Below are 17,577 nucleotides of genomic sequence, written 5' to 3'. Positions count from 1 at the left end.
GATGATGGAACTCGTCTGTCCCGCAGGCACCCCCGCCGCCCTGCGCGCCGCCGTCGAGGCCGGGGCGCATTCGGTCTATTGCGGCTTTGCCGACGAAACCAATGCCCGCAACTTTCCTGGCCTGAACTTCACCCCCGAAGACATGGCCGAGGCGGTCGCCTTCGCCCATGCGCGCGGCGCCAGGGTTCTGGTCGCCATCAACACCTTTCCTCGCGCCGGGGCCGAACCCATATGGCACCGCGCGCTCGCCCATGCCGAGGCCGCGGGGGTCGATGCGGTGATCCTGGCCGATCTCGGGCTGCTGGCCCATGCCGCCGAACATCACCCCGGCTTGCGTCGGCATCTGTCGGTGCAGGCGGCGGCGGCCAATCCCGATGCGATCAACCTTTATGCCAGCGCCTTTGGCGTGCGTCGCGTGGTGCTGCCCCGCGTTCTCACGGTCGAGGAAATCGCCGCGATCAACCGCGAGGTCGAGGTCGAGACCGAAGTCTTTGTCTTCGGCGGCCTCTGCGTCATGGCCGAGGGGCGCTGTTCGCTGTCGTCCTACGCCACCGGCAAATCGCCCAACATGAACGGCGTCTGTTCGCCCGCCAGCCATGTCGCCTATGCCGAGGAGGGCAACGATCTGGCGGCGCGGCTGGGCGGCTTTACCATCCACCGCACCGCCAGAACCGCCCCGGCGCCCTATCCCACGCTGTGCAAGGGGTGTTTCACCTCTGGCCCGCAGACCGGCCATATCTTTGAGGATCCGGTCAGCCTGGATGCCACCCATCTGATCCCGCGCCTGGCCGGCGCGGGGGTGCGCGCGCTCAAGATCGAGGGGCGGCAGCGCAGCCGCGCTTATGTGGCGCAGGTCGTCCGCGCCTTCCGCGCCGCGGTCGAGGCGCAGGCGGCAGGCCGCCCCCTGCCCGAATCCACGCTCGCACGGTTGACCGAAGGCCAGGCCGCAACGGCGGGTGCCTATGCCAAGACCTGGAGGTAAAGCCATGGACCTGACCGTCGGCCCGAACTTCTTCTTCTGGCAGGCCGAAGCCGTCCGCGCCTTTTATGCCGGCGTCGCGCAAGCCCCGGTCGCGCGTGTCGTGCTAGGCGAACTCGTCTGCTCCAAGCGCCTGCCGTTCTGGCAGGACGAAATCCCCGGTGCCGTGGAATGCCTGCTGGCGGCGGGCAAGGAGGTGGCCATTACCTCGCTGGCCCTGATCACGCTGAAGCGCGAACGCAAGCTGACCGCCGATCTTGCCGACATGGGCCTGCCGGTCGAGGTGAACGACCTGTCGGCACTGGCCCATGTGCCTCAGGGCCGCCCGTTCTGGGTCGGGCCGCTGGTCAACACCTACAACGAAGGCACGCTCAGCTGGCTGATCCGGCGCGGTGCGACGCGCATCTGCCTGCCGCCCGAACTGCCGGTCGCCTCGATCGCCATCCTGGCCCGGCTGGGCCGCGAGGCAGGCGTTCCGGTCGAGGTCTGGGGCCATGGCCGCCTGCCGCTGGCGATCTCGGGGCGCTGCTATCACGCACGGCTGCATGACCGGATGAAGGACAGCTGCCAGTTCGTCTGTGGCGAAGACCCGGACGGACGCGATGTCGAGACGCTGGATGGCCAGCCCTTCCTGGCGGTGAACGGGGTGCAGACGCTCAGCCAATCCACCGCCTGCATGGCGCATCAGACCGAAGTCCTGCGCGACGCCGGGGTCGCCGCCCTGCGCCTTTCGCCGCAGTCGCAAGACTTTTCTGCGGTTTGCAATGCCTGGGATGGGCGGTTAGGCGGGAGGCTTGATGCGGCGGGCCTGGAGGCGGTTCTGCGCCCCACCGTGCCCGGGGGCCGTCTGTCCGATGGCTTCCTGCGCGGGCCGGCCGGCGCGAACTGGTCCGGAGCAATGGTGGACGACCGTTAGTTCGCTGTATTGCGCAGCGCTTCATAGGCGGTCGAGAACACATCGCTATCGACTTCTAGCAGGCTTCGCGATTCCGGGTAGTGGGCATAGCCGTTGTCACGTAGCCCACAAATGCCGTACACGAAAGTCAACAAAATCAGTGGTGCAGTTGTGCATTTACAGATGGTATCTTGCCATTAAAGCTGACACAAGGTGCGCGGGATTGGACGCTCGGCAGCGTTAGTGGGTAGTGACGAAGAAGGTGGCGACTCTGGTGCTGCGTCGGTCATCGGCCCTTCGACCGCTTGTACAGGCGTATCTCAGCCGCACTGGGAGTTCGGCGAGCGGCATCCGTGAAGCAGTCTGGGAGCTTGGTGTAAGCAAGACCACTTTCTGGCGCTGGATCCGACGGCTTGCGGAAGAAGGTGGCCAGATAAGCGTTCTTGTTCCCAGCAAACGCGGCCGACCGACTGTGGCGGTCATGGTGCTTGGTGATGTCGAAGGCATTATCGAAGAAGATTTGACTCGATGCTACCTTCGGCGAGGGCTCCCCAGTCTGGCGCTAGTTGTGACAGAAATCCGCAGTGCCTGCCTTGAGCGGGGGCTTTAGCCCCCGACGCGCCGCATTGTTCAGCGACGGCTTAATTCGATGGATACCCGCGAAATCATGAAAGCTCTTGAGGGCGCAAAGGCTGCGCGCCAAAGGTTTGCGCCGGTGACGCGATATCACGTCAGCTTTGAAGCGCGGTCCCGCCTTTCGGTGGCCTTGTGCCTCGCGCGGGCCGTCGCCCCAAAGCAGAGTTTCTGGACGACCTCAAGTCCAATGTCCCGTGGCCCGCGCAGGGCAAATCGGAGAGCGTTCACGTCGACAATGGCCGCGACTTTCGATCCCGTGCCTTCCAATCGGCCTGCGCGGAATTGGGAATCAACCTGGTCTATCGACCGCCGGGAATCACTCACTTTGGTGAGCATGTCGAGTGGCTGATCGGGACCATGATGGGCGCAGTGCAGCCGCCCTCTAGCCGTAGTCAACTTGTCGCAATCGCCCAAGGGCGGATGGCAATTGACGGCGATGCAGGATATGGTCCGGCAGTAGTCGATGCCGCAAGCCCCAGATTTTGCTATGAGAACCGCCATGAAAGCAGAGTATGCCGCCCTTATCAGACGCTCGCTTTTGCTGTCTTCGGCGCCCGAGCACGTGGTGGGCACCATGCTCGATGAGGCGCGCGTCCGCAATTTCTCGCGAGGCGCAACAATCTTCCTGCAGGGTGAGCGTGCGAGCGCGATTTATCTTGTGGCCGATGGTTGGGTAAAGCTCTACCGCATTGCGCCAAATGGGGCAGAGGCTGTTGTGGGCGTCTTCACCAAGGGCTCGTCCTTTGGTGAGGCAGTGGCATTCCGGCACGACACTTACCCGGTCTCCGCAGAAGCCGTGACGGATTGCACCCTTATCCGCATCGAGGCAGACAGCTTCTTGCGCCAGATCCGCGACAACCCCGAGGTTGCCATTGCGGTCCTTGCCTCGACGTTTGTGCATCTGCACAGCCTTGTCGCGCAGATCGAGCAGCTAAAAGCGCAGACGGGCGCGCAGAGGGTGGCCGAGTTCCTGCTAGAACTAGCCCCGTGCGAGAGCGGCGCCTGTGAGGTGACGCTGCCCTACGACAAGGTGCTCATCGCCGGTCGTCTGGGTATGAAGCCTGAAAGCCTGAGCCGGGCTTTCGCGCGGCTCAAGGATCATGGTGTCGTCATCCGCCAGAACGTGGCGCAGATCGGCGATGTGTCGCAGTTGCGCGACTATGTCGAGGAAGACCCGGCGCTGGCCTGGTCACGCTGAGGGCAGGATCGCAAGGCCGATCAGCAGGGCGATGAACAGCCCGAGCACCAGCGAGAAGCCGCGCGCGATCTCGGGCGCTTGGGCGAGGTGCAGGTAGTGGTTCAGGATCACCCGGCCCTTGAGGCCCGCAACGGGCAGCACGGCGACGGCAAGCCAGGGACCCGCGATGCCGCTGGCTGCAGCCAATGTGGACAGGGCCGAGAGCCCGACGAGGATCATCCAGGCGCGCGTCGCCGTCATAGCAGATAAACCACCGGAAAGAGCAGGACCCAGACGAGATCCACCATGTGCCAGAAGGCGGCGCCGGTCTCGACTGCGCGTGGCCGGGCGAGGACGCCGACCAGTGCCAGCAAGCCGACGCCCGCCAGCACATGGGCTGCATGAAACCCGGTCAGCAGCATGTGGAAAGTGAAGAAGGCGTGGGTTTCAAAGCTGATGCCCGCGGCGGCGAGGTCTGCGTATTCCGATGCCTTCAGCACCAGAAAGACGATGCCGAGCGCTGCTGCCGGCGCGAGGAGGGTGCGCATGCGGGCGATCCGCCCGGCCTCGGCCGCTTGCACCGCAAGCGCGGCAAGCCAGCCGGACGTGACGAGAACGATGGTGTTGATGCCGGCGCCGGTGCGATGCAGATGCGACTGCGCTTCGGAAAAGCCTGCCGGATCGGTGCTGCGCACCGCCAGAAAGGCGATCAGCCCGGCCCCGAAGACCAGAAGCTCGGACACGATCAGGACCCACATCATGAACTCGCCCGGCAGTTTGTCGAAGGGGCCGGGGCGGTCGGGTGCCTGTGCGGATGGCGAGGCCGGGGGCGCGTCGCCCCCCGGACCCCCCGAGGATATTTGGGAAAAGGAGAGAGGATGATTCGCGGTCATCCGACCACCAGTTGCCTGTAAATGGCAGGAAGCGCCTGCGTCAACTTTTCGGGGTCAGGGATCAGCGCAAAGCCGCCTTGCCCGAAGATGCGCGGAAACCAGCTTTTGCCGTCACGGTCAACGGTGATGCCGAAGACCGCGTGCCCGGCGCGCCGAGCCTCGCGCACGGCCATCATGCTGTCCTCGATGCCGTGGCGCCCCTCGTAGTGATCGAGGTCGTTTGGCTTGCCATCGGTGATGACCAGAAGCAGGCGACGCCTGCGCGCCTGCTCAGCCAGCCCGCGCGAGACGTGGCGGATCGCGGCGCCCAGACGTGTGTAGTGACCGGGGCGAAGGGCCGTGATGCGGGCCTCGACCTCGGGCCCCATTGGCTCGCCAAAGCCCTTGGCCTCTTGCACAAAGACACGCTGGCGCTTGAGCGAGGAAAAAGCATGGATCGCGAAATCGTCGCCGGTGGCATCAAGCCCCCAGGCCAGCGCGGCCAGCGCCTCGCGTTCCACGTCGATGACGCTGCGCCCGCCGTGGCCATGTCCGGGGATTGCACTTTCGGTCGAGCGCGAGACGTCGAGCAGGATGGAGACGGCGAGGTCACGGCGCTCCGGGTGGGTCTGGCGCCAGACCCGGTCGGTGCCTTCACCGCAGGCATAAAGATCGACCCGGGCGCGGACTGCTCGCTCCGTATCCAGTTCGTCGCCGTCCGGGTGGCCAGGAGTCGAGACGAGGCTGGGACGCAAGGCCTCGAACTGGCGGCGGACGGCGCGGATGCGTGCTTTGGCGCGCGGGTCGTCCCGAAACGGGGACGTGGCGGTGCCTGCTTCAATCCGGCTGTGCAAAACCCTAGCATGGGCAGGAAGGTAGCTTGCAGTGCGCACATCCCATTCAGGATAGGTAGCTATGCCTGAAAGCGCCTCGCGGTCCACGTCTTCGGGTGCAAGGTCGAGGTGCAATTTCAAGCGGGTGGCGGGGGCCTTCGAGATCTGGCCGAGGCCAATCTCGTCCATGTCGTCGGTCGCCTTCTTGGCATCTTCGGAATCGTCATCCTCGATGCGGCGGTTCAGGTTGGCGAAATCGGCCCAAGACAGGATGGCCTCAAACTTGTGCAGGATGAAGCTGTCGTCGCGCTCGGCCTGATCGGACTTGCGGCGACGGGCGCGGCGGGTCTTGTTGCCTTCGCCCTCTTCGGGGGTGCCTTCGGTTTCACGTGTTTCCACCGTGCTGGCAACTGAGCGGCCCTGTGCCCGCAGGTCGGGCCAGAGTGCAACGCCACGGAACGGTCGGTAGCCGCGCGGCGCGCGCGGGATGGCGCGGAAGTCGCCCGAGGCGATGGCCTCGCGCAGAAGACCTGCGCGGCGGGACAGCGGGACGGGATCGCCCAGCAGGTTGCGGATGACCGCTTCGAGCGTCGCCTCGGCCTGGGGCAGGCGCGGTGTGCGGCGGATGGCCAGCATCGCCGCGCAGAGATCGGCGTAGAGTGCGCGAAATCCGGGCGCGTCCTGCAGCGTGTCGCGCACCATGGCCTGACCGGCGGCCAGCGCCGCCAGATCGGCGCGCAGCGGGTCGGTCTCGTCGGGGATGGGGCCGGCATGGGCGGCGATCGCCGCAAGCCAGATATAGAGCGCGGTATTCGCCTCGGGCGCGGGGAAGACGGCAAGACTTTCGGGCAGGCGCAGCGCGGCACCATCAAAGCTGGCGCGCGGGGTGTCTTCAGCCCAGGTGCCCAGCCGGCGCAGCAGCGACAGCCGGTGGTGGCTGGTCTCGTCGGCGGCGGCCTTGATCTCGACCGCCGGATCCCCGCCAAGACCGCGGAAAAGGACTGCCAGCCGTCCGCCCACCTTCGAGAGGTGGACACGGGCTCCATCGTGGACGGGATCAGCGTCCAGACGGCTGGCAAAGGCGTGCCACAGTTTCCCGACGGTTTCTTCGGGTTCCCATGGCTCGAATTCGATCCGTGACATGGCCGGCCTCACCCGAAAACGGCTGTCACAAGATCGCGGAGCCCGGCCTTCACATCCGCATCATCCGTCAGGGGCTCGATCATCGCGGCGCGAATGGCGCGTTCGACCGGCATGCCCCCGGCGATCAGGGTTGCGGCATAGACGACAAGACGGGTAGAGACGCCTTCCTCAAGATCCTGGCCCTTCATGGCGCGCAGCTTGCCGGCAAGGCGTACCAGCGGCTGGACGCGATCTTCGGCAAGGCCGGATTCGCGGGCAACCACGGGGATTTCATGTTCCGGTCGCGGGAAGCTGAACTCCAGCGAGACAAATCGCTGCCGGGTCGAGGGCTTCAGCGTTTTCAGGATGTTCTGGTAGCCGGGGTTGTAGGAAGCCACCAACAGGAAATCGGGGTGGGCCTCGAGCTCTTCCCCGGTGCGGTCCACCGGCAGGATGCGGCGGTCATCGGTCAGCGGATGCAGCACCACGGTCACGTCCTTGCGGGCCTCGACCACCTCGTCAAGGTAGCAGATCGCGCCTTCGCGCACCGCGCGGGTCAGGGGGCCATCGATCCAGACGGTCTCGCCGCCCTTCAGCAGGTAGCGGCCGATCAGGTCGGCGGCGGAAAGGTCATCATGGCAGGCCACGGTATAGAGCGGCCGGCCAAGCCGTGCCGCCATATGGGCGACAAATCGGGTCTTGCCACAGCCCGTGGGGCCTTTCAGCAGCACGGGCAGGCGGCAGGCGGCCGCGGCGGCGAAGACATCGCATTCGTCGCCCTGGGCCAGGTAGAAGGGGGCGTCAGCCGCCCCCTTCGGGTTGAAGGTTCCATCCATCTGCATCACTCCGCAGGGGTTTCAAGACCGCGCTCGATGACTTCCTTGCGGGGCATCGTCACGGCGTAGATGAAGAGGATCGCGCCCAAGACCACTGCCACGCCCGAGCCGAAGCGCATCGCGTAGAAGATCCAGAGCTGGTCCTGCACGTCCATATAGGCCTCGCCGTTCACGCGCTGCAGGTGGGTCTGCACGGTGCCCGCGAAGGTCAGCGTGAAGGTCATGAAGACCACACCGCCCGACATCAGCCAGAACGAGGCCATGTTCAGGACCTGATTGAACGGATCACGTCCGCGCAGCACCGGCATCGCATAGCTGATGATCGCAAGGTTGAGGCAGACATAGGCGCCGTAGAAGGCAAGGTGGCCATGGGCGGCGGTGATCTGCGTGCCGTGGGTGTAGTAGTTCACCCCGTGCAGCGTGTGCAGGAAGCCCCAGACCCCCGCGCCAAAGAAGGCGAGCGTCCCGCAGCCAAGGCTCCAGAGCAGCGCGGCCTTGTTGGGGTGGTCGCGGCGGCCCTTCCAGACCATGACGAAGGCAAAGGACATCATGGCGAAGAAGGGAACGACCTCCATCGTCGAGAAGATGGAGCCGATCCACTGCCAGTAGCCCGGTGTGCCGATCCACAGGTAGTGGTGGCCGGTGCCCAGGATACCCGAGAAGAGGGCGAGCGCGGCGATGACGTAGAGCCATTTCTCAACCACCTCGCGGTCAACGCCCGTCAGCTTCAGCATCAGGAAGGCGAGGATCGAGGCCATCACCAGTTCCCATGTACCTTCCACCCACAGGTGCACGATGTACCACCAGTACATCTTGTCCAGCGCAAGGTTGTCGGGGTTGACGAAGGCAAAGAGGAACAGCAGTGACAGGATCCACAGACCCAGAAGCAGGATGTTGGTGATCGCGGTCTTCTTGCCCGCCAGCACCGTCATCGAGATGTTGTAGAGGAAGATCAGCGCGCCGACGACGATGCCCACCTTGACCCAGCGGGGCTGTTCAATGAACTCGCGCCCCTCGTTGCCTAGCACAAAGTTGCCGTCAAAGAGGTTGAAGAGGTAGGTTACGACCACACCCGCGGTCCCCAATACGAAAATGGCCAGTTGCAGATAGGCCAGCATCGGCGAGTGGATGTCGCGTTCCGATTCCTCGGGAATCAGATAATAGGCGGCTCCGAAGAAGCCAAGCAGCAGCCAAACGACGAGGCTGTTGGTATGCAGCATGCGGCCCACGTTGAAGGGCATTATTTCGGCCAGGAAGTTGGGCGAAATGTAAATATAGCCCAGCACGAGGCCCATTGTGACCTGCACGGCAAACAGCGCCATGGCAACGGCGAAATAGGCCAGCGCGATCTTTTGCGTTTGGTATTTCATGATGGTTCTCCTCAGCCCGCGTCATTCGGCGGCCAGTTCTGCGCGCGGATCGTGTTGGTCCACAGCAGGAAGTCGGCGAGTTCGCGGTATTCTTCGTCGGTCAGTGCGAAGTTCGGCATCTGGCGGCGGCCCTCAATGCCCGTTGGCATCGCGTCCATCCAACCCTTTAGCGCGGTGAACGCCCCTTCATGATCGCCCGGCTCAATGCCCCAACGGGTCATCACATTGGCAAGCTCTGGCGCGAAATAGGCGCCTTCGCCGAGAATTGTGTGGCAGTTGATGCAGGCGTGCTTTTCCCAAAGCGCCTTACCCTTCGCGACGCTTTCTGTCAGCGTGGCGCGGTCGGTCGAGGTGTTGACGATGTAGAAGTGCGAATGGGCCGTCAGACCCACGAAGATAAGAAAGAAGAACAGTGACCCGCCATAGAAGATGTTCCGGGCCATGCTCTTGGTCATGACTTCGCGCATGGCGATCGGTCCTTCCCTGAGCGGTTGCAGTCACTCTTCTGTGAAGAAGGCAGCAGAGTCGGGCCTTAACAAAAGTCAACCGTTCAATACGGAATTGCGGCATGCCACCTCAAGCCGGGCATCGGGGAAATGGGCCAGCGACCGGTCGATACCCTCCCTGTCAAGCAGGCAAAGCGCGGTGGACAGCGCGTCGGCCAGTGCGGCCTGTGGGGCCGAGACCGAAACCGTGGTCCAGCGGGCGGTTTCACCCTGTGGCCCTAGGATATGGGGATGGCCCGCTCCAATCATGGTGCCCATGGGTGAGGACGTCGAAAGCGCGCGGTCCGTCAGTGCAGCAATATCAACCCGCCTGCCCTCCGGGTCGGTGATAGCGGCGATCCAGGCGCGTCCGTCCGGGTGCCCGCCGAGGGTTGCGATCTCGCCAGTATCGATCAACGCGCGATCAAACCCTTCGCCGCGCAGGATGGTCGCGATCCGGTCGGCTGCCCAACCCTGGGCAATGCCATTCAGCGTCAGCGCCTGTTCCCGGTCGAGCCGGATTTCGCTGGCGGATACCTGCACCCGGCCAAACCCGATGGCCGCACTCGCGGCCGCCACGTCACATCCGCTCGCCCGCGCAAGATAGAGCGGCTGCACCGTCGGATCGAATGCCCCGCCCGTTGCCCGATGGACATCCGCCGATAGGCGCAGCACCTGCAGCAGGTCATCCTGCGGATGGGCAAGCCGGCCATCCCGGTTCAGGCGGGTCAATGCCGAATCGCGGTGCAGGCTGAAGATTGCGTCCAGCCGGGAAAGTTCGGCCTTTACGCGACGCAGGGCATGGGCGGATTGCGCGGTGGTCGCGCCCACCAGCCGCACTCCCAGCGACGCGCCGAATCCCGTGCCGGTCCAGACCGTTTCGGTGGCTCGGGCGGGCCCGGCCAGAACGGCTGCGGTGATCGCCATGAAACGACGGCGGTTCATCATGGGGGGCTCCCGACAGGCGCGCGGGGCACGCGCGGCCCCCACCAGACGTGCCAGAGGTCCACAAGGTATAGCGCAAAGGCCGCAATCCAAAGCACACCTGCGATCAGAACGGCCGGATCATGCAAACCCGGCGAGGCGGTACCCAGAAATCTGGTCAGCGCAGCGAGTGGCACCAGCGCATAGGCCAGCGCAACCCGACGCGATGCAATAAGCGGGCGCCCGGTATGACCGAGGCTGGCCCGCGACATGACGGAGAGCGTCATGCCGCCGACCGCGCCTATGCCGAGAACATGCAGCGCTGCGATCTCTGTCCCCAATCCAAGGTTTGCAAGACCAAGCAACAGAAGCCCAATCGCGTTCATCGTGTAAGATAAATGTAACGTCCACAGGATCGGTTTACCCAGGGTCCAGACCCCTTTCCAAAGTGCGACCCGGATAAGGCCGGCCACCCCTGCAACGACGGCGACCGCACCGATGATGTGGTCAGGCAAGCAAACAAGGTAGGTCATCGGCAGCGCCATCGCTGCGGCAATGGAAACTGCCGCCAATGCTATCGAGTTTACAGGCAAATGGGTCTCGCGCCCGGATTGCACCATCGCATTTCGAGTGAAGCCGGGAGTCACGCGTCCACCCAGCACCATGATCATGCAGCAAAGTGTTACCAGGCCCATCCGTAGCCCAGCCCATTCCGTATCCGTACGGCCCAGCCACTCCAGATGCACCATCAGGTTCGCGATCCAGAATGCCGCAATGAGGACCAGAAAGATCATCTGCTGCGGCTTGGGTTTGCGGATAAGTTGGCCAAGGATCTGTGCCCCAAGGAAGGGCGCAAAGGCCAGATCGGTTGCTGCAACGGCGATCGGGGATATATGACCAGACATCCAGACCGCGAGCCGCCCTGCAAGCCAGATGGACCAGACCGCCGCGATATATCGTCGTGGGGCCCCCTTCGCCCCAGTCCAGTTTGGAACAGCGGTCAGAAAAAAACCCGCCAAAGCCGCGCCACTGTACCCAAAAATCATCTCATGCGCATGCCACAGATGTGGGGCAGGCGCTGCGGGCAGATTCAGAGATCCGCCCGCAGCCTGAACGGCAAGCCATGCTTCCCACACGCCCATTGCGATGACGGCATAGAGACCGGCAGACAGAAAGAAGACCCGGAACCCTTCGGAATAAAGGCGTTCTATCGCAGTCATTGTTGGACTCCATCCATGGCCCTCGCACGGCGCTTCAGCACGGGACAAAGCGTGCTATCGTTCATGATGACCTGGCAGCGCAGGCAAAGGACACATTCGTTCACATTGATCCGCCCGATCGCGTCAATCGCGCCGACGGTGCATTTCGTTTCGCACATCCGGCATTCGCGGCCGCATTGCGGGCGACGCTTCAGCCAGTCAAAGATCTTGAGCTTCGCGGGAATTGCGAGGCCAGCCCCCAAGGGGCAAAGGTAGCGGCAGTAGAACCGCTCGATGAAAAACCCCGCACCCAGAATGGCCGCGACGAACAGAAGAAATGGCCATGCACGGACAAAGCGCAGGCTGATCGCGGTCTTGAATGGCTCGACCTCGGCCACGACCAGCGCGTCTTGCATCGAGTAGAATGACAGTGCTAGGATTCCGACAAACAACGTGTATTTGATGACCCACAGCCGTTCGTGCAGCGCCTGCGGCACGGTGATCTGCCGCACCCCCAACCGCACCGCGACGGCATTCGTCAGTTCCTGCAGGGCACCGAACGGGCACAGCCAGCCGCAATAGACGCCGCGCCCCCAGAAAAGCAGACCAAGCGCCACAAAGGACCACAGCAGGAAGATCACCGGCTCTATCAGGAAGGTTTCCCAGCGGAACCCGGTCAGCAGCGAATGCACAAAGGCCACCACCTGCACGATCGAAAGCTGACCGTTCAGTCCTATGCCTAGAAACAGAAAGCTGCCGGTCAGGAAGATCAGCCGGCCGGTCCGCCATAGCGCGGGGCGGCGGGTGATCCACTCCTGTGCAAAAAGGATTGCCGTCAAGGCAACTAGCATCACCACAACCATCACAGCCTGCACCCACTTTTCGGCCCAAATCAACTTCCAGAGCGGCTCGGGTGACATTGTGGCCGTGAGGAGAGCCTGCGGCAGCGCGACGGAAAGGTGGGTGTCCATTGTGACGGTTCTGCCCTTCACCGTGGGTCGTCGCGACTGCACGTCGATAGTGAAGGGTCGGCTCGGATCGATGGTGGCGGGTAGCGCAAAGACGCTGATCTCTTTCATCGCGGGGGCATTGGGCAAAGCCAGACGCCTGACCATCTGATAGCTCTCGGCGGTGGGTTGCCACCGGGTATCACCCTGCACGATTGTCATGCGGTCGAACAGGCCGCTCTGTCGCCAGTCGGTGCCCCGATGCGATTGCATGCCCATAGACATCACGATCAGGGCCGCCTCGCCCGAGCCGAGCGCACCAACCACACGGGTAAATTCCTTCTGACCCAACAGGTTCTGTCCGATGGTGGGTGGATCCAGGATGCCTGCCCAAAGGTGCAGGAAATCACCCGCGCCTGGAGGAACGGGGACCTTGGCGCCCGCCAGTGCCAGCGCGGCCTCGTCCATCGTGACGCGCGCCTCGGCAAGAGCGCCCATATCAATTAGGCCAGCCCAGTCGAGAGGCGTGAAGGTCAGCCGGTCAATCCCTTGGCTGGCCAGGATGCCACGTCCCGCTGCCAACGTGCGCGCGGTGCGTAGGATTCCGTCGCGTATGACCCCGGTCGAGACGGTCGCGCGGCTGATGACGTCGGGCGCATCGGGTGTCGCTGCGTTGGGCACTGAAAGCTCAAGGCCCTCAAAGCCACTAACATAGGCTGCGATATCCTCATCCGAGATTCCCAGCGTCAGTATCGGCTCGTTGTGCTGGACCAGTTGTGCACCACTGATCCGTCCGGATGGGGTGATGGCGATCAGCACGTCGAGCGGTAACCCGGAATAGCCGACAGATCCGGCAATCTCCCTTGTCGAGCCGATATACGCGACCACCTGCCTATCACGAACCACGTCCCACCCCGGAACACCCGCGTCGATACGACGGATGTGCACAGGGGCGGAAACGCCAGCCAGTTCGGCTGCCTGTGCCTGCGTTGGTGGCATTATGCCCCGCTCGGCGACCAGAGCCCCGACGTCGGCCGCAGCGACCCGCAGCGATATCAGAAATGCCAGTAGAATGAGGGCGAGTGCGCGCATCGGAATCCCATCGGGCAGCCAGGGCAACCTGCCGGACGGGAACCTTTCGGTCCTTAACAAAAGTCAAAGCCAGCCCCGACCGATCACGCGAATGTGTGTGCAGCCTCACCAGCTGAACGGAGAGATACCCATGACACGCCAAGCCCCCAAAGCCAGGACGATTCTGTGGGGCAGTGCCGCCTTGGCCCTTGGCCTGCTGACCGCGCCACTTCATGCGCAGGACAAGCCAAAGGAACATGCTGACGGCCCCGCCGCCGCCTATGAGCCCTCGATGACCACGCTGGGCCAGTTGCAGGTCGAGATCCCGGGCCGCAAGCCTGACGATCCGGTCATGACTCAGGAAGAGTTCCAAAAGGCCACCCAGATCTACTTCGAGCGCTGCGCAGGTTGCCATGGCGTGCTGCGCAAAGGCGCAACGGGCAAGCCCCTGACGACCGATATCACCCGTGTCAATGGCTATGAGTATCTGCACAGCTTTATCACCTATGGCTCGCCTGCCGGGATGCCGAACTGGGGCACCTCGGGAGAGCTGAACGAGGCCGATGTCGACCTGATGGCCCGCTATCTGTTGCTTGAGCCGCCAGCCCCGCCGGAATGGGGCATGCCCGAAATGAAGAACAGCTGGAAGGTCGTGGTCAAGCCCGAGGATCGCCCGACCAAGCAGATGAACAGCCTCGATCTGGCAAACATTATGTCCGTCACGCTGCGCGACGCGGGGCAGGTCGCACTGATCGACGGAAACACGCATGAGATCGTGTCGATCATTGACACAGGCTATGCGGTGCATATCAGCCGCATCTCGGCCTCGGGACGCTATCTGTTCGTGATTGGCCGCGATGGGCTGGTCAACATGATCGACCTGTGGATGGAAAAGCCAGACACTGTCGCCTCGATCAAGATTGGCATCGAGGCCCGTTCTGTTGAAACGTCAAAGTTCGAGGGCTGGGAAGACAAGCTCGCCATCGCGGGCGCCTACTGGCCGCCGCAATACGTGATCATGGATGGTGCAACGCTGGAACCGTTGAAGATCGTCTCGACCCGCGGCAACGTCTATGACGAGCAGGTCTACCATCCCGAGCCGCGCGTGGCCTCGATCCTCGCGTCGCACTACAAGCCCGAGTTCATCGTGAACGTGAAGGAAACGGGTAAGATCCTGATGGTCGATTATACAGACCTGAAGAACCTCAAGACCACCGAGATCGAGGCGGAGCGCTTCCTGCACGATGGCGGTCTGGACAGCACGCACCGCTACTTCATGGTGGCCGCCAACGCCCGCAACAAGATCGCGGTCGTGGACACCAAGGAAGGCAAGCTGACCGCGCTGGTCGATACCGAGGGCCAGACCCCGCACCCGGGCCGTGGCGCGAACTTCACCCACCCGATCCACGGTCCGGTCTGGGCGACCTCACACCTTGGCGACGAAAGCGTGGCGCTGATCGGCACCGATCCGGAAGGGCATCCCGACCAGGCCTGGAAGATCGTCGATACCTTCTACGCACTTGGTGGCGGCTCGCTGTTCATCAAGACCCATCCGAACAGCCAGCACCTCTACGTCGATGCGACGCTGAACCCAGATGCCGAGATCTCGGCCAGCGTGGCGGTCTTCGACATCGCGGCCATGACCGGTAACACCGAGAAGGACCCCGAATTCAAGACCCTGCCGATCGGTGAATGGGCGGGTATTCCGGATGGCCAGCCGCGCGTCGTGCAGCCCGAGTTCAACAAGGACGGCACCGAAGTCTGGTTCTCGGTCTGGAACGCCAAGGACAAGGAAAGCGCCATCGTCGTTGTCGATGACAAGACGCTTGAGCTGAAGAAGGTGATCAAGGACCCGCGCCTGATCACTCCAACCGGCAAGTTCAACGTCCTGAATACCCAGAAGGACATCTACTGATCCCTGACCTATCCCCGGGCGGTGCGCCGCCCGGGGGGCCTTTCACGGTATTCTTTCAGCAAGTCGGGACCGATAGCCATGAACGACCTTTCTCATTATCGCGCCCAGGGTTGCGTGCATCTGATCGGAGCGGGACCGGGGGCAGCCGATCTTCTGACCCTGCGGGCGCTGCGGTTGATCCAGTCGGCCGATGTCGTTGTGCACGACCGGCTCGTTAGCCCCGAGATCATGTTGCTGGTGCCCGAAAGCTGCCGACGTCTTGATGTTGGCAAGACTGCGGGCTTTCACGCGGTGCCGCAAGAGCAGATCAACGCCATTCTCGTGGACCTCGCGCGGCAGGGATTGCGCGTGGCCCGCTTGAAGGGTGGCGATCCGGTGATCTTTGGCAGGGGAAGCGAAGAGGCCGAGGCATGCCGCATCGCGGGTGTGCCCTTCGACTATACGCCGGGCATCACCTCGGCCCAGGGGGCTGCATCCTCGACCGGCGTGCCGCTGACCCACCGGGGTCTGGCGACCGGCCTGCGCTATGTCACCGGACACCGCGCGCGCGACGCCGAACTGGATCTCGACTGGCCCTCGCTTGCCAGCACCGAGACCACGCTTGTCGTCTATATGGGCGTGGCCAACATTTCCGAAATCGCGCGTCAGTTGATGGTCCATGGCCTGCCCGCCGATCTGCCGGTGCTGGCCATCGCCTCGGCCACCACCCCGCGCGAGACTCGGCTGCTCTCCACGCTTGCGACGATCGCCGCTGATGTGTCGGATGCCCGGCCCGAGGCGCCGGTGTTGTTCATCATCGGCCATGTCGTCTCGCTTTATCGGCCCGAGGCCATGGTACGGGCGGCCCAGGGGGTCGCGGTCCATGCCTAGGACATCGGTCCTGCTGCTTTTGATGCTGGGCACACCCGCCATTGCCGATGTCCCGCCCGAGCGCGTGGTCGCGCTGGAGCATCTGGTGACACAGGATTGCGGGTCGTGCCACGGGCTGACGCTGAAGGGCGGGCTTGGACGCCCGCTAACCGCCGAGGCGCTGGCCCATGCCGAGCCCGACGGCCTGGCCACAATCATTCTCGACGGCATTCCCGGCACCGCAATGCCACCCTGGCGCCCGCTTCTGACCGAGGACGAGGCGCTGTGGATAGCCCAGTACCTCAAGACCAAGGACTCCAAGCAATGAAATACGCGTTCGCGGCCCTTCTGATGTCCTGCTTGCCCTATGGCGCATTGGCCCAATCCACGGGTGATCTGGGCCTTGTGATTGAACGCGCCAACGGAAGCCTTGTCGTTGTTGACCGCTCTGATCGCGCGGCCATCGGCCGGATCGAGGGGCTGGGCGATCTGTCGCATGCCTCGCTGACCTATGGGCCGGATGAACGCTTTGCCTATGTCTTTGGCCGTGACGGCGGGCTGTCCAAGGTCGACATCCTTGAACGCAAGGTGGTGGCCCGCACGGTGCAGGCCGGAAACTCCATCGGCGGGGCGATCTCGGACGATGGCCGGCTGGTGGCGGTTTCAAACTATGAACCCGGCGGGATCAAGGTGTTCGATGCCGAGACGCTGGAACTGGTCGCCGACATTCCCGCTGCAGGCAAGACCGTGGGCCTGGTTGACGTGCCCGGACGCCGCTTCGCCTGGGCGGTCTGGGACACGGGCGAGGTGTTTCTGGGCGACTTCTCGGGCGCGGAGCCGGCGGTGCGCATGATCGGCATTGCGGGCGCCAACCCGTTCGATGCGGTGCTGACCGATGACGCCCACACCTTTCTGGTGGGGCTGTTCGGCGAAAAGGGCGTGACGGCCTTTGACCTTTGGTCCGATGCGCCGGTGCCGCAGAAGTTCCTGACTGGCTACGGCAAGACGGGCGAAGATATGCCCGTCTACAAGATGCCGCATCTGCAAAGCTGGGCCTTTACCGAAGGGCAATACGCGCTGCCCGCCGTTGGCCGGCACGAGGTGCTTTGGGTCGATCGCGACACGCAGGCGCAGGTCGCAAGCACGCCGGTGCATGGCCAGCCCGTGTTCATCATTGCGCAGCCCGCCTCGCCCTATGTCTGGGTGAACTTCGCCACGCCTCTGAATGACGTGGTGCAGGTGATCGATTCCCGCAGCCATGAGGTTGTGGCCACACTGAACCCCGGCAAGGCGATCCTGCACATGGAGTTTGCGCCGCGCGGAGCCGAGGTCTGGATCAGCGCGCGCGACGACAACAAGGTGCTGGTCTACGACACCCGCACCCGCGAAAAACTGGCCGAAATCGATGCTGTCGCGCCTTCGGGTATCTTCTTCACCGCCCGCGCGCATCAGACGGGGTTGTAAGGC

17 protein-coding genes are annotated in these 17,577 nt (G+C 63.7%); 8 read left to right on the top strand and 9 right to left on the bottom strand.

The features are described from left to right. The first annotated feature begins 4 nt into the window (after positions 1–4). The 4 genes from ubiU (at position 5) to V6590_RS11530 (ending at position 3,708) form a co-directional block, all read left to right on the top strand. Positions 5–982: a ubiquinone anaerobic biosynthesis protein UbiU gene (gene ubiU, locus V6590_RS11540; RefSeq protein ID WP_335423381.1), complete on the top strand. Its 978-nt coding sequence runs from the start codon at positions 5–7 to the stop codon at positions 980–982. Between the two features lie 4 nt (positions 983–986). Further along, the gene (ubiV, locus tag V6590_RS11535; RefSeq protein WP_335423084.1) at positions 987–1,895 is read left to right on the top strand and encodes a ubiquinone anaerobic biosynthesis protein UbiV; all 909 of its coding nucleotides are present in this window, start codon (positions 987–989) and stop codon (positions 1,893–1,895) included. 747 nt (positions 1,896–2,642) lie between these two features. After that, entirely contained in the window at positions 2,643–3,095 is a 453-nt protein-coding gene (locus V6590_RS20995; RefSeq protein ID WP_491546697.1) for a TnsB C-terminal domain-containing protein, read from the top strand. After that, entirely contained in the window at positions 3,010–3,708 is a 699-nt protein-coding gene (locus V6590_RS11530) for a Crp/Fnr family transcriptional regulator (RefSeq protein ID WP_335423082.1), read from the top strand. The genes V6590_RS20995 and V6590_RS11530 overlap by 86 nt, the downstream gene beginning before the upstream one ends. Here the strand turns inward: V6590_RS11530 and V6590_RS11525 are convergent. From V6590_RS11525 to V6590_RS11485, 9 genes are all read right to left on the bottom strand, one after another. After that, the gene (locus V6590_RS11525; protein WP_335423080.1) at positions 3,700–3,948 is read right to left on the bottom strand and encodes a cytochrome C oxidase subunit IV family protein; all 249 of its coding nucleotides are present in this window, start codon (positions 3,946–3,948) and stop codon (positions 3,700–3,702) included. The genes V6590_RS11530 and V6590_RS11525 overlap by 9 nt on opposite strands. Next, on the bottom strand, positions 3,945–4,445 hold the full coding sequence (locus tag V6590_RS11520; protein WP_335423077.1) for a cytochrome c oxidase subunit 3: 501 nt from the start codon (positions 4,443–4,445) through the stop codon (positions 3,945–3,947). The genes V6590_RS11525 and V6590_RS11520 overlap by 4 nt, the downstream gene beginning before the upstream one ends. A 131-nt stretch (positions 4,446–4,576) precedes the next feature. Further along, a complete protein-coding gene (locus V6590_RS11515; protein WP_335423075.1) occupies positions 4,577–6,535 on the bottom strand; it encodes a nitric oxide reductase activation protein NorD in 1,959 nt (652 codons plus the stop codon). 8 nt (positions 6,536–6,543) lie between these two features. Further along, positions 6,544–7,350: a CbbQ/NirQ/NorQ/GpvN family protein gene (locus V6590_RS11510; RefSeq protein ID WP_434063255.1), complete on the bottom strand. Its 807-nt coding sequence runs from the start codon at positions 7,348–7,350 to the stop codon at positions 6,544–6,546. A 5-nt stretch (positions 7,351–7,355) separates the two neighbouring features. Then, positions 7,356–8,720, bottom strand: a complete 1,365-nt coding sequence (locus tag V6590_RS11505) for a cbb3-type cytochrome c oxidase subunit I (protein WP_335423070.1) — start codon at positions 8,718–8,720, stop codon at positions 7,356–7,358. A gap of 11 nt (positions 8,721–8,731) precedes the next feature. After that, on the bottom strand, positions 8,732–9,187 hold the full coding sequence (locus tag V6590_RS11500; protein ID WP_335423068.1) for a c-type cytochrome: 456 nt from the start codon (positions 9,185–9,187) through the stop codon (positions 8,732–8,734). Positions 9,188–9,262: 75 nt separating this feature from the next. Beyond that, positions 9,263–10,153 carry an FAD:protein FMN transferase gene (locus V6590_RS11495; RefSeq protein WP_335423066.1) on the bottom strand — a complete coding sequence of 297 codons (891 nt, stop codon included), beginning with the start codon at positions 10,151–10,153 and terminating at the stop codon, positions 9,263–9,265. Next, positions 10,150–11,349: an NnrS family protein gene (locus tag V6590_RS11490; RefSeq protein ID WP_335423063.1), complete on the bottom strand. Its 1,200-nt coding sequence runs from the start codon at positions 11,347–11,349 to the stop codon at positions 10,150–10,152. Before V6590_RS11490 ends, V6590_RS11495 begins: the two co-directional genes overlap by 4 nt. After that, positions 11,346–13,367 (bottom strand): 4Fe-4S binding protein, encoded by a 2,022-nt coding sequence (locus V6590_RS11485; protein WP_335423061.1) that lies wholly within the window; start codon positions 13,365–13,367, stop codon positions 11,346–11,348. Before V6590_RS11485 ends, V6590_RS11490 begins: the two co-directional genes overlap by 4 nt. Before the next feature lie 130 nt (positions 13,368–13,497). Here V6590_RS11485 and V6590_RS11480 point away from each other — a divergent pair, with 130 nt between their 5' ends. From V6590_RS11480 to V6590_RS11465, 4 genes are all read left to right on the top strand, one after another. Then, positions 13,498–15,261 carry a cytochrome D1 domain-containing protein gene (locus V6590_RS11480; protein WP_335423059.1) on the top strand — a complete coding sequence of 588 codons (1,764 nt, stop codon included), beginning with the start codon at positions 13,498–13,500 and terminating at the stop codon, positions 15,259–15,261. 78 nt (positions 15,262–15,339) lie between these two features. Next, on the top strand, positions 15,340–16,131 hold the full coding sequence (cobA, locus tag V6590_RS11475) for a uroporphyrinogen-III C-methyltransferase (RefSeq protein ID WP_335423057.1): 792 nt from the start codon (positions 15,340–15,342) through the stop codon (positions 16,129–16,131). Then, the gene (locus V6590_RS11470; RefSeq protein WP_335423055.1) at positions 16,124–16,438 is read left to right on the top strand and encodes a c-type cytochrome; all 315 of its coding nucleotides are present in this window, start codon (positions 16,124–16,126) and stop codon (positions 16,436–16,438) included. Before cobA ends, V6590_RS11470 begins: the two co-directional genes overlap by 8 nt. Next, positions 16,435–17,574 (top strand): cytochrome D1 domain-containing protein, encoded by a 1,140-nt coding sequence (locus tag V6590_RS11465; RefSeq protein WP_335423052.1) that lies wholly within the window; start codon positions 16,435–16,437, stop codon positions 17,572–17,574. Before V6590_RS11470 ends, V6590_RS11465 begins: the two co-directional genes overlap by 4 nt. Positions 17,575–17,577 lie beyond the last annotated feature (3 nt).

Source organism: Gemmobacter denitrificans (assembly GCF_036964905.1).
GTDB classification, from domain to species: Bacteria; Pseudomonadota; Alphaproteobacteria; order Rhodobacterales; family Rhodobacteraceae; genus Gemmobacter; species Gemmobacter denitrificans.
This window is presented reverse-complemented; position numbering and strand designations above follow the sequence as displayed.